The sequence below is a fragment of the Paenibacillus sp. V4I7 genome (genome assembly GCF_030817275.1).
In the GTDB taxonomy this organism is placed as follows: Bacteria; Bacillota; Bacilli; order Paenibacillales; family NBRC-103111; genus Paenibacillus_E.
The window spans coordinates 4,554,679-4,566,941 of sequence record NZ_JAUSZD010000002.1 but is presented as its reverse complement, the minus strand read 5'-3'; the positions used below and the strand labels follow the sequence as shown (position 1 = coordinate 4,566,941).

The 12,263-nt window shown below is 44.6% G+C and carries 12 protein-coding genes; all 12 read left to right on the top strand.

The genetic code is table 11. From position 1 onward, the window contains the following. Window positions 1-26: 26 nt before the first annotated feature. The 12 genes from QFZ80_RS21980 (at window position 27) to QFZ80_RS21925 (ending at window position 12,241) form a co-directional block, all read left to right on the top strand. A complete protein-coding gene (locus QFZ80_RS21980; RefSeq protein WP_307554152.1) occupies window positions 27-1,088 on the top strand; it encodes a DUF4037 domain-containing protein in 1,062 nt (353 codons plus the stop codon). A gap of 242 nt (window positions 1,089-1,330) precedes the next feature. Beyond that, window positions 1,331-1,471: a hypothetical protein gene (locus QFZ80_RS21975; RefSeq protein ID WP_307554154.1), complete on the top strand. Its 141-nt coding sequence runs from the start codon at window positions 1,331-1,333 to the stop codon at window positions 1,469-1,471. A 19-nt stretch (window positions 1,472-1,490) separates the two neighbouring features. Continuing rightward, complete coding sequence (locus QFZ80_RS21970; RefSeq protein ID WP_307554156.1) at window positions 1,491-2,252, top strand: SDR family NAD(P)-dependent oxidoreductase; 762 nt, start codon at window positions 1,491-1,493, stop codon at window positions 2,250-2,252. A gap of 36 nt (window positions 2,253-2,288) precedes the next feature. Next, window positions 2,289-3,386: a mandelate racemase/muconate lactonizing enzyme family protein gene (locus QFZ80_RS21965; RefSeq protein ID WP_307554158.1), complete on the top strand. Its 1,098-nt coding sequence runs from the start codon at window positions 2,289-2,291 to the stop codon at window positions 3,384-3,386. 500 nt (window positions 3,387-3,886) lie between these two features. Further along, a complete protein-coding gene (locus tag QFZ80_RS21960) occupies window positions 3,887-3,985 on the top strand; it encodes a YjcZ family sporulation protein (RefSeq protein ID WP_307554160.1) in 99 nt (32 codons plus the stop codon). A gap of 273 nt (window positions 3,986-4,258) precedes the next feature. Continuing rightward, the gene (locus QFZ80_RS21955) at window positions 4,259-4,579 is read left to right on the top strand and encodes an NIPSNAP family protein (protein WP_307561000.1); all 321 of its coding nucleotides are present in this window, start codon (window positions 4,259-4,261) and stop codon (window positions 4,577-4,579) included. A gap of 13 nt (window positions 4,580-4,592) precedes the next feature. After that, the gene (locus tag QFZ80_RS21950; protein ID WP_307554164.1) at window positions 4,593-5,543 is read left to right on the top strand and encodes an aldo/keto reductase; all 951 of its coding nucleotides are present in this window, start codon (window positions 4,593-4,595) and stop codon (window positions 5,541-5,543) included. A gap of 56 nt (window positions 5,544-5,599) precedes the next feature. Next, window positions 5,600-6,361, top strand: a complete 762-nt coding sequence (locus QFZ80_RS21945) for an SDR family NAD(P)-dependent oxidoreductase (RefSeq protein ID WP_307560998.1) — start codon at window positions 5,600-5,602, stop codon at window positions 6,359-6,361. A gap of 21 nt (window positions 6,362-6,382) precedes the next feature. Continuing rightward, window positions 6,383-7,246 (top strand): NAD-dependent epimerase/dehydratase family protein, encoded by an 864-nt coding sequence (locus QFZ80_RS21940; RefSeq protein ID WP_307560994.1) that lies wholly within the window; start codon window positions 6,383-6,385, stop codon window positions 7,244-7,246. Between the two features lie 665 nt (window positions 7,247-7,911). After that, entirely contained in the window at window positions 7,912-8,745 is an 834-nt protein-coding gene (locus tag QFZ80_RS21935; RefSeq protein WP_307554170.1) for a helix-turn-helix domain-containing protein, read from the top strand. A gap of 240 nt (window positions 8,746-8,985) precedes the next feature. Next, window positions 8,986-10,416: a LamG-like jellyroll fold domain-containing protein gene (locus QFZ80_RS21930; protein ID WP_307554172.1), complete on the top strand. Its 1,431-nt coding sequence runs from the start codon at window positions 8,986-8,988 to the stop codon at window positions 10,414-10,416. A 34-nt stretch (window positions 10,417-10,450) separates the two neighbouring features. Next, the gene (locus QFZ80_RS21925; RefSeq protein ID WP_307560991.1) at window positions 10,451-12,241 is read left to right on the top strand and encodes a family 43 glycosylhydrolase; all 1,791 of its coding nucleotides are present in this window, start codon (window positions 10,451-10,453) and stop codon (window positions 12,239-12,241) included. Window positions 12,242-12,263 lie beyond the last annotated feature (22 nt).

Below are 12,263 nucleotides of genomic sequence, written 5' to 3'. Positions count from 1 at the left end.
GGACGACGAATAAGGAGGCGTGGCGAATGTCTTTTATTAAAGGAATAGAATTATGCCGTCGGTTTCATATGGAAATCGTCGAACCTGTAATGACGGATTCCTATTCTTTCTTATCCTATTCATCAGCTCTTATCGGTCCCGGTAGTGAAGTACTCGGATATGATACGGAGATGTCAACGGATCACGATTGGGTGCCTCGAACATATCTTTTTCTTAACCAACAAGATGTTGGATATTCAGAACAAATACGAATATCTCTGCAAGAGAGAGCTCCGGAACAGTTCTATGGCTTCCCGATCGATTTAAGGAAGAGTCTAATTACAACGGTGCCGAGTTTCATCGAAAATTACTTGGCTATTAACATAAATGAACCATTCGAATTAGTGGATTGGCTTACGTTTCCTTCACAATCACTTCTCGAAATAATTAGGGGAGAAGTATATAAGGACGATAACGGTCAACTTTCCGCGTTACGCAATAAATTTGAATATTACCCTCCGGATATTTGGTTGTACCTTATGGCATCCAGTTGGCAGCGAATCGGTCAAGAAGAACATCTGATGCTGCGTTCTGGTTTTATTGGTGACGAGCTTGGCTCAGGAATTATAGCTTCACGCCTTATTCGAGATATTATGAATCTCTGCTTTTTTATGGAGCGTCAATATGCTCCGTATCCAAAATGGTTTGGAACGGCATTTAAGCATCTGAAGTGCAGTGATCAAATGATGCCTTATTTATGGGAGGCTCAAACAGGAACTCATTGGAGAGAACGTGAGCATGCATTGAATAATGCTTACACACATTTATCAAGAATGCATAATGGACTTGGGATAACAGAAAGGATTCCTGAAGAAGTTTCATTCTTTTTTGATCGTCCCTTTAAAGTAATGAATGGTTCAGAAGTTGCTAGCCTCATAGCAAATAAAATCAGTGATTCAGACATTAAAAAGTTATCCCACAAATGTTTGATTGGTAATATAGATCAGATTACAGACAATACAGATTTCAGAAAAATGAATAGTTGGCCCGAGGGAGAAGGGGCAAGAAATGTTTTGAAAAAACTGTATAAGTCAACGGAAAGGGATTAATAGACTAACAAAATCGACAAACTTGATTGAATTCAAAGTATATGGAAGCTTAATCCGCTATCCCAAGGAAGGAGAAAAGTACAAATACGAAAAGAAGCGCCAAAATGTTCACGCATCGGACTGCTTTTTTTCTTTGCATCAGAAAATCTATTTATTTCATCGAATAAATCATGTATGATATACGATATGAGTGAAGTGGAAATTAATAACATAAATCCCATCAAGATATTGAGGCAATTGATATGAAAAAGAGCCTAAGCCGCTATGTATTAACCGATGAAATCTATACATTAATAAAGGAACGAATCCTTAACCATGAAATTACTTCTGGTGGAAAAATCAATATTGATCAACTCGCCCGCGACACACGATATATGATTTGAAAGAATGGAGGCAACGATAATGAACCTACAAGGTAAGGTAGCCATTGTAACGGGAGGCGGCTCGGGTATCGGCGAAGCGATTGTCCGCTTGTTCGCTGAGCGAGGCGCAGCGGTTATCATAGCCGACTGGAATGAGAAGGGGGCATCGCAGCTAGCTGAGGAATTAACATCTTCCGGACATCAAGTCGTGGCGGTAAAAGTCGATGTTTCAAGAGATTCGGATGTCCGGGAGCTTATTCAAGAAACCCTACATAGGTTTGGGCAGCTAGATGTACTAGTCAATAATGCAGCGGTTATTTTACCTAAGTTTCTGGAAGACGTCGAGGAGGAGGAGTGGGATCGACTCTTCCATATCAATTTGAAAAGTGTGTTCCTGATGATCAAGCACGCCATTGCTGAATTAAGAAAAACGCGTGGTGCTATCGTTAACATGGCTTCCCTAAACGGTTTGGTTGGGCAAAAGATGAATCCCGTTTATGCTGCAACGAAAGGCGGTGTCGTCGCCATGACCAAGGCATTAGCACTCGACTATGCGCCAGATGGCGTCAGGGTGAATTGTATTTGCCCGGCCGGTGTCTCTACTCCTCTGCTGCAGAATTGGATTCAAGAGCAGGATGATCCGATTGCGACGATTCAGATTTTGAATGATATGCATCCCATTGGCCGACCGGCAACTTCGGAAGAAATTGCTCAAGCTGCGTTGTTTCTTGCAAGCGCTCAATCCGGTTTCATTACAGGTGTTGCTCTTCCCGTCGATGGTGGAGCTTCACTTGGCTACTAATAGAATGTACTCATAAAAACTAGGGAGATGGATTCAATGAAAATTACAAAAGTAGAAAGCTTTGTTTTGCATGTACCGATTACACCGCCAATTACAGACGCCATCAACGTAGCTACACACTGGGGATTAGCTGGTGTTCGCATCTATACAGACGAAGGCTTTGTTGGATACGGTTACACAGGTACTTGTGCCCATGGTGATGATATGATCGTCGATACGATCGATAAATACTATGCGCCGCTTTTGGTTGGGAAAGATCCATTTATGGTACGAGAACTATGGAATGACATGCGTTTTGGCAAAATGCACTGGATCGGCAGATCCGGCGTAACGCACATGGCGCTTGCAGCTGTGGATATCGCGATATGGGACATTATGGCAAAAGCTTCCAATAAGCCGCTATGGCAGTACCTTGGCGGGGCGAAATCGAAACCGATTAAAGCCTATAATACGAACGGCGGCTGGTTGAACTGGTCGAAAGAGCGTTTGGTTAAAGATTGTGCTGAAATTGTAGAGTCAGGCTTTACGGGTGTTAAAATCAAAGTCGGTAAACCGGATTCGCGTGAGGATTATGATCGTTGTAAGGCAGTACGTAAGGCGATTGGTGACGATGTGATATTCATGATCGACGTCAATCAACAGTGGAACATTAATACCGCAATGACGTGGGGCAAAAAGCTTGAAGAATTCGATTTGTTCTGGTTGGAAGAGCCACTTAATCCTGATGACATTATGGGCCACAAAAAGCTAGCAGACGAGTTAAATGTTCCGATTGCTTTAGGAGAGCATGTCTATAACAAATATGCGTTCAGAGATTATATTCACCAAGGCGCAATTGAATATTGCCAAGTTGACGTAACGCGTGTCGGGGGTATTACAGAATGGCTGCAAGTAGCAGGTTTAGCAGCTTCTTATGATGTGCCGATCTGTCCGCACGTGGGTGATATGGGCCAAATTCACCAACACCTTGTAGCATCTACACAAAATGCAATTATGCTTGAGTACATTCCATGGATTCGTCATATTTTTGAAGAGCCGGCTACGGTGAAGGAAGGGCATTATGTACTGCCTCAAATGCCAGGTGCTTCGACGACAATTATCCCTAAATATTTCCAAGAATATCGGATTAGATAAGGTAACGCTATACACAATCAGGATGGTGGTCGTTTTTGAAGATAGAGTCTATGCCTAATGGGGGGGGGATACAAATATCATTCCAAAATCAATCCAACCAAGGCTTGGTTATCTTCGTCCAAGATCAAGGTAACTGTCAATTCAGAGCAAAATTAATCATGGGACTACTGAGGGAATCGAACTGCTTTTTCAAAAATAAGAACAAGTATTGTGTGTAAATGATAAAAAATTATTGAGATATACAATCGGTGAAAGCTGAGACTGGACCCGCATATTCCTGTTAACCTTGAGTCATCGAAAGTTGAACTTTGCTAGGTTAAAAGAATGCATCAAGCCCTCTCAGTAAGGGCTTTTATATGGCGGACATAACTTGCCGTTACTTATATACGTTTTCGCTTTTCCTGGGCGTTTGCCTCCCAGTGGCAAACGTCCAAGCAAGCAGTATGTACCGTACATATAATTATACCGTAGTGAAAAATCACCGAGGGGAATGAGTACACATGGGAGCAGTAGGTTATGAAGGTTATGGACGTTCAAGCGCATTTATCTTGGTTCTTTTTATTCTTTTGGTCATCATCACATCAGCTTTTGTAATTTAATATTTAATCCAACAAAAAAATATCAAAAAAAATAAAGACGGCCTATCGCGAAATAGATGCGAACATGGGCCGTTTTTTCTCATTTTTCCACGAAAGCAACCGCGTAGTATTTGCATAGGCCGGGGCACATCTTAGCAACTGGTGATCTGATTTATTGCCTATTTTATGCCTACAGTTAACTTAAAGTAACTTAGTTTAAATTTATTCACTTCTTCTCATGACAGAAATCATTATTTATAATTGAAAATGTACGTGATCGGAGGTGAATGACGAATGATTTACGAATTGAGAATTTATACGATTCTTCCCGGAAGAATAGATGCGATTCGAAAGCGCTTTTCCGATCATACGTTTGGTATTTTTGCCAGACTCGGCATGCAGGTGTGTGATTTCTGGGAGGACGATTTGGAGGAACAACCCAAGCTATATTACACGATGAAATACGAAAGCATGGAGGAACGGACAAGACAGTGGGAAACTTTCTCGCAGGACAAGGAATGGAACGAAGTGAAACAACAATCCGAGCAGGACGGGAAAATTGTTGAACGCGTCGAGCAGATTTTTATGAAACGAGCGGAATATTTTAAAAAATAGAGGAGTTATACTCATGAGATATCGTAAACTTGGCAAGAATGGTCCGGAAATTTCAGTTATTGGCTTCGGCTCTTGGGCAATCGGTGGAGGAGGCTGGGCCAGCGCTTGGGGCAACCAGGACGATGATCAGTCAGCCGAAAGCGTGCGCGTTGCTTTGTACAACGGGATCAACTTTTTTGACACTGCGGCTGTCTATGGTCTGGGCCATTCCGAGGAAGTTATCGGGAAAGCGTTAAAGGGCGACCGTGACAAAGTGGTGTTGGCGACCAAATGCGGTCTGGTTTGGGATGAGAACCAAAACATTTCCAAGAACGGAACCTACGATTCCATCCTACGCGAAGCGGAAGCATCGCTGCGTCGTCTCGGTACCGATTATATCGATTTGTACCAAATGCACTGGCCGGATACAGATGCTAATGCTCCGGCGGAAGAGACTATGCGCGCCATGGATAAGCTTGTACAAGATGGAAAAGTACGTTATGTAGGCGTAAGCAATTACAATGTTTCGTTATTGGAAGCATCGCTTTCCGTAAGACATGTTGATTCTCTTCAGCCGCCGTATTCCATCCTGAGGCCTGCCGTTGAGAAGGAAATTCTGCCGTTCTGTCTGGAGAAAGGTATCGGTGTCGTCGCCTACAGTCCGCTAACTTCAGGTCTCCTGTCAGGAAATTATACCTACGACACCAAATTCTCAGATGATGATTGGCGCTCCCGCAACGCTGCACATACCGGGGAAGGTTTGAGGAAAAACGTGGATCGCGTCGAGAAGTTGAAAGTTATCGCGAGCCGGTTCGGCATGACCATGCCTCAGCTTGCCATTGCGTATGATCTCGCTCATCCAGCTTTGACCAGCGCTCTTGTAGGCGTTCGGAAGCCGAGCCACATCTTAAGCGTACTGCCAGCCATTGATGTGACTTTGGATGAAGCTACACTTGCGGAAATTCGTACAATAGCTGTCGAATAAGGCATGACACACTCTGCTATAAACACACGTTCATCCAGATCGGAGGAAGAGTCTTTATGAACATTGATTTGAGAGGTCAAACAGCGCTTATTACCGGGGCTTCAGGACAGCTTGGCCGTGTCATGACCCGAACATTGGCTCTATGTGGAGCGGATATTGTCATTCACTACAATCAGAATGAGTTGAAGGCGGCAGAGTTACAGGCTGAGATCGAAGGTATCGGGAGCCGGGCTGTTATTGTTCAAGCCGACGTGACCAAAGCGGATGAGGTCACCGCGATGAAGGAGCGCGCGCTCGGACTTACGGGGGCTGTAGATATTGTCGTTGCCAATGCCGTTGTACAGTACAAATGGACATCGGTACTCGATCAGCCAATGGAAGACTACATCAGCCAGTTTGAATCGTGCGTTTTACAAAGTGTACTGCTCGCAAAAGCATTCTTGCCGGACATGGTGAAACGCAAAAAGGGCAGAGTTATCGGTATTAATACGGAATGCTCCATGCAAAACTTCCCTTCCCAATCCGCTTACGTGAGCGGCAAACGAGGGATGGACGGGCTGTACCGAGTACTGGCAAAGGAAGTCGGCGAACATCAGGTGACTGTTAACCAAGTGGCGCCAGGCTGGACGATCAGTGATAAGGATCGGGAAAATCTTACGGAACGCCAAGAGTCGTATGAAAGCAATGTACCGCTGAAACGCCGCGGCACCGATCAGGAAATCGCCAATGTGGTAGCGTTTCTGGCATCAGATTTGGCGAGTTTTATTACGGGAGCATTTATTCCCGTGAATGGCGGCAACGTAATGCCGACGATATGAAACTAGGAGTGCGATATATCGATGAAAAAGCGAATAATCGTGACAGGCGGAAGCGGAAAAGCCGGTAAATGGATTGTGAAAGAGTTGGTTGAGCAGGGGTATGAGGTATTGAATTTGGATTGGAAGCTGCCGGAAGAACCCTTATGCAAGACACAGATTGTAGATCTGAACGATTTGGGTCAGGTTCACAATGCCTTATCACAATACAGTGTCAGGAATAGACAACCCGTGGAAGCGGTGATTCATTTCGCTGCGATACCGGAAGCGTTTATTTATCCGAATGACGTGACATTTCGGAATAATGTTATGAATACGTATAACATCTTGGAGGCTGCAGCGAATCTCGGTATCCGCAAGGTGGTACTCGCATCCAGCGAATCATCCTATGGTATCGTGTTTGCAAATCAATTTTTCGCGCCGAATTTCCTTCCAATTGATGAAAGCCATCCTCAATTATCGGAAGATAGCTATGGATTATCCAAGATGGTTAATGAAATGACTGGGGAAGCTTTCCATCGCAGGACAGGCATGCAGGTCATTTCCTTCCGTCTAGGAAATATTTTGGAACCGAAGGATTATCCGCGAGTAAGGCTAACCTTCGCTAATCCAGAAGAACGAATTCGCATTCTTTGGAGCTATATCGATGTTAGGGATATGGCAGTAGCCTGTAGATTGGCTGTGGAGAAAGATGGGCTTGGCGCACAATCACTCATTTTGGCAGCTGACGATACTTCATCCGATCTGTCTAGTGAAGAGCTAGTTCATAGGTTTATGCCTGAGCTTGCTAAACACGTCCAACATTTGCCTGGACGTGCCAGCTTTCTATCGAATGCTAAGATCAAAGCAGTTCTAGGCTGGAAACAGCAGCATTATTTCATGGAATAATAAACCTCAGCTTTTCGCTTGGAACAAGAGGCTGACTCAAAAGTAACATTATTGATGTGTGGGACAGAACCAATTGTTTAAAAATAGTGAATACTTGAATGAAAAAGGAGCTAAGCGGCTTGTATGTGCTTAGCTCCTTTGTTTTTGGCGTCCACTGCCGCTTTCTTCAGTAAGTTGTGGGCAAGCGAAAGTCGGCGACTTTTTGCACAACCACTTTTGTTGCAATGATGTATTTCATTGTTAGATTCAAGTTGAGGTAATTACGATTGCTGCATCGATGTTTTACATCGTTACGAGGGAGATTGGGCGAATAACTGTTCATATAAGGTTGATGGAACGATGGTTTACATTGTTGCAATGGAGCTCAATCATCGTTTTAATGCTGTAACGATACTTTTCATCATTGCGTCACAAGTCGGCAAACTCTGTGTGAACTGCCTATCTCTTAGACATCTTCGACTACTTTTTGGACAGCCACTTTCATCGTATTGTCAGGAAGTAGACGAACGGATAAAATGATAGCGTTACCATAGCTCGGATGGAAAGGGAGATGTAGGACCTAAATGCTCTTTCTTCCATCCAACTCCATGTCTCCATACTTGAAATTGTGCTAAAATATAGTCATGGGAACTAGGAACCAAGTTGTTAAGAGAGGTCCAATGACGATGATAAATAAACCCGGCAAGCATGGGCCCGTATATCACCTGCCTCCGTTAGGAGAGCCTCCTCTGAGCGTCCAGTTCTTAGGGGTTAATTACTGTGATACGGATTACCGCAATATTCGAAAGATTTCAAAAATTACCGTTTTCGGTTTTGTACTATCAGGGCAAGGCAGTGTTCAGGTCGGTCCCCAAGCCTATATGGCTCGTCAGGGAGACATGTTCATCCTACCTGCAGGCTATTACCATGAAGTTGCTTCAGACCTAGACCACAAGGAGCAATGGAGTTATATATGGCTAAACATTAGCGGAAGCTGGATTCTGAAGATGCTTGAAGTCTACCATCTGCTTTTACATGTCGTGACGTCCGATAGTGGATTGGAGCGCTTGTTTAAAGAGGCTATTGAAAGCGCTAAGCAAAAATCAGTAGAAGAAATGCAAAGTGAGCTTCAGATCATCCTTATGCGAATTATCGTCAGCCTCTCCGAAACTTTACGTAAAAAAGGGGAAGCGTTAACATCAACGGTTCAAGCTATAAAGCAATTTTTGGATAACAGCATCCTTCATCCTTTCGATCCTACCCAGCTCTCTTCACAGATGGGCATTTCCAATAAGCAGATAAATCGCTTGTTTAAAAGAGAAATCGGGACTACCATCTATAACTATGTCATCTCCAAAAAGATAGAATCCGCTAAACTGATGCTACTCGACACACATCTGACCATAAGTGATATTGGTTATAAGCTTGGTTATGTCGATCCCCATTATTTTTCGAACCTGTTCCATAGCAAAACCGGAGTGAGACCAAGCGACTTCCGAAAGCAATTTATTAAAATCTAATAAACATGCCGCGAATTGTTCAGGAATTGTGAATGATTCTTCACGGCATGTTTTTGTTTTATGGAACAATAATAGGCGTCCATAATCCTCACCCGACCGACCGTCTCTGGATGATGAAATTTTGATTCTTTACGTTGTTATGTCCATTTTCCTCACCTAACGTACCGTTTTCTCCATTTTAATGTTGTACAAACCACGATATACTTAACCTAAACACAATCACGAAAGGGGTAAACATCCATGCTTACTTCAAGCAATAATCATCAAAGCACATTTCTCATGGGGTATTTTCGCTCTGGTCCCGGGCAGAGTCACAAGGTTGAAGAATTGCATTATGCCTATAGTCGCAATGGCTTGCATTGGTATGAACTTAACGATAATGAACCGGTCTGGGCCTCCAGTTTAGGGGAAGGTATTTTGAGAGATCCGTTTATTAGCAAGGGGCCAGATGGTAAATGGCATCTTGTATTTACGATTCGCCCTCTTGGGCCATCGATCGGATATGCGACCTCGGATGATTTAATCCACTGGAAAGAAGAAAAAGCGCTGCCTGTCATGAAGGATATTCCAGATACCTTCAACAGTTGGGCACCTGAGTTTGCCTATGATCCTGTTCAGGAGGATTTTCTTATTTACTGGGCTTCCAGCGTAGGCAAAGACCTTAGTAACAGCAAGCACTATTGCACGCGAACGAAAGATTGGAAAACATTCTCCAAGACGGAATTGTTCTATGACCCGGGTTTTCAAACGATTGACGCAAGTCTCGCTGAGCATGAAGGGAAATATTACATGGCCATTAAAGATGAAAGTCATGTCTATGAGCCAATAACATATACGCATCCGCCGATGAACTTTTTGACTGTATCTGATCAACTAGAAGGTCCTTATGAAAGGATTGCGGGTGTTCAAACACCGGATTACACAGAGGGGCCGGAGTTTCTTTGGGTGGACAGCGAGAAGAAATGGTTGTTGTACTATGATTATTGGGCTTATGGCAAGTTCGGCGTGATGGAATCTACAGATATGATCCACTGGTCCAATGAATTGGATGAGGAGATGATTCGGTTCCCTTACCGTGCGAGACATGCAACCATGTTTCCTATCAGTGAACAGGAGCTTCAGCTTCTGTTGGATAAGTATGCTTTGCTGGTACAGTACAGGACGCCGACTTTTTCGCCTGTCAGAGTTGCAGCGGAGGGAACGTACGGCTTTTTCCACGATGCCTTTTCCATGCGATCCTTTACGATGGACATTCAGCCGCAGTCTGTTTCCGGCACTCACGTTTTGCTGGATGAAGGTGATTCAACAAACGGTCTATCGCTTCGTATACGGGATGGACGTTTGGAAGCAGCGGTTTGCTCTAACGGTAACCAATTATTCGTTTCCGGTGAGCCAGTGCAGCTGGAACTAGCGCAATGGAGCCATGTTGCGATGACCTATGATGAAGGAAACCTGTGCCTGTATATAAACGGAACCCTTGTCGGTGAAGGCAACGCTTCGTTTGCTTTAGTAAGAACCCATGATAGCGCAGGCGGCTACGGTGGAAGATTTGGAACAGATGCCTTTGGCGACCAAGGAAGCAAAGACGCTTTTGACGGAGGAATGAGGAATGTGCGTATCTACTCTGTTCCACTGCAGAGCGAGGATATTCGTTTAATTACAGGCTCCTAAAAGATTCTCAAAACGATAGGAAGGGAAGAAAACAATGAACAGCGATTTTATCATCCAGCCGCCTCATCCTGAAACGGAATGGTCCGCCTGTACAGGCTATTCTGAATCTGCAGTAATGATAGAACGAATTTTGGATGTGTCATTCAAAGATGCCAGTATTTGCACAGGCCCGGATCAGACGTACTATATGACCGGAACGACAGATGGCACATGCTTGCAGGTATGGATATCTACGGACTTAAAGTCATGGACGGGACCTGCCGTAGTATGGAATTTGGAGCAAGAGGGAACGTGGCAAAAGGAGAGCAAGGACCTCTCTCGTATTTGTGCTCCTGAAATCCACTATGTGAATGGAACGTTCTGGATCACCTATGGATTGAATCAAGGCGGCACCGGCCTGCTCAAAAGCTTGTCTGCCTCCGTCAATGGCCCTTACCAGGATATGGGGAAGATAACTTCTGACGGGAAGGATGCCTCTTTATTTGAGGATGAAGACGGGGTTGTGTATTGGGTTTACAGCAATGGCAGGATTGCCCGAATGAATGAGGACATGACAGGACTTGCGGAAATTCCCCGGATGGTAGAAGTGCAGCCTTGGAAGGTCGCGGGGCGAGAGGATCATCCATCGTACACCCGGAATTTACAGGTAGGAACGTACGGGGCTTTTTTATACAAGCGGGATGGGTACTACTTTATGTTTTGTGCAGATGCGCTTGAGAGGATGGGCAGCGATGCTGTTGATACCTTTGTGGCAGTGAGCCAATCGATCTATGGTCCATATAGCAGGCGGTATCTGGCGCTTCCTCATGGCGGACAAGTCTCCTTATTTATAGGACCGGACAATCAATTATACGCTTCCTTCACGGGCTGCGGCAGCTATTCACCGGTTGAGCATTTTCCTTCCGTTGTACCCATGTCCTTTGTAAGCCCGGAATTCATAAGGCCGATTGAGGAAGCGGTGCTGGAGAAGGGACTTGTGGGAAGTCTTAAACCTGTCGCGGACTTTCTGATTCGGGATCCTCATATTAGCAAAGGACCGGATGGAACATATTATTTGACGGGGACTTCAGACATGCCGCATCGAAATTTCTGGGACCGGAATAACCAGCTTCACTTGTGGAGTTCTAAAGATCTGAAGGAATGGAATCGTGTGGCGAAAGTATGGGATTTAGCCGAAAATGGTACATGGGAGAACAACATCTATGAGAATCCTTGTCTCTGGGCTCCGGAGATGATCTATTTGTACGGAACCTTCTGGATCACTTATTCTCTTCAAGGCGGAGGCACCGGGTTGATTAAAAGTGTATCCGGACATGCAGAGGGACCGTATATCGATATGGGACGAATGACGAATACGGATATCGACTCCAGTCTGTTCCAGGATGATGATGGTCAAGTGTATTTTGTATGGCAGGACGGTAAAATTGCCAGGATGAAGAAGAATATGACGGGCTTTGCAGAAGACCCCCGTAAGCTGTTAAGCTCAGATGGACAGCGCGTTGGATATGAGGGTGCATTTATCGTGAAGTATAAAGGTAAGTATATTCTTGGTGCGGCGGAATGGAATGGCGATAAACGAGTGGACGGCACTTACGATTTGATGTATGCCGTTGCTGATGATTTGTACGGCCCTTATACCCCGAGACAGTTGGCGGTACCTCACGGTGGCCACGGAACGATGTTTATCGATCATGACGGCAGACTCCTGTCTACATTTTTCGGTAATGATCGAACGGCTCCATTTCGGACCCGTGTGGGAATTGTCCTCCTTCAAGCCGAAGAGGATGGACAGGGGTTGTGCATAGAGCCTTGTTGTGAAATTTAGAAATCAGTCGAAGGGCTAGCTC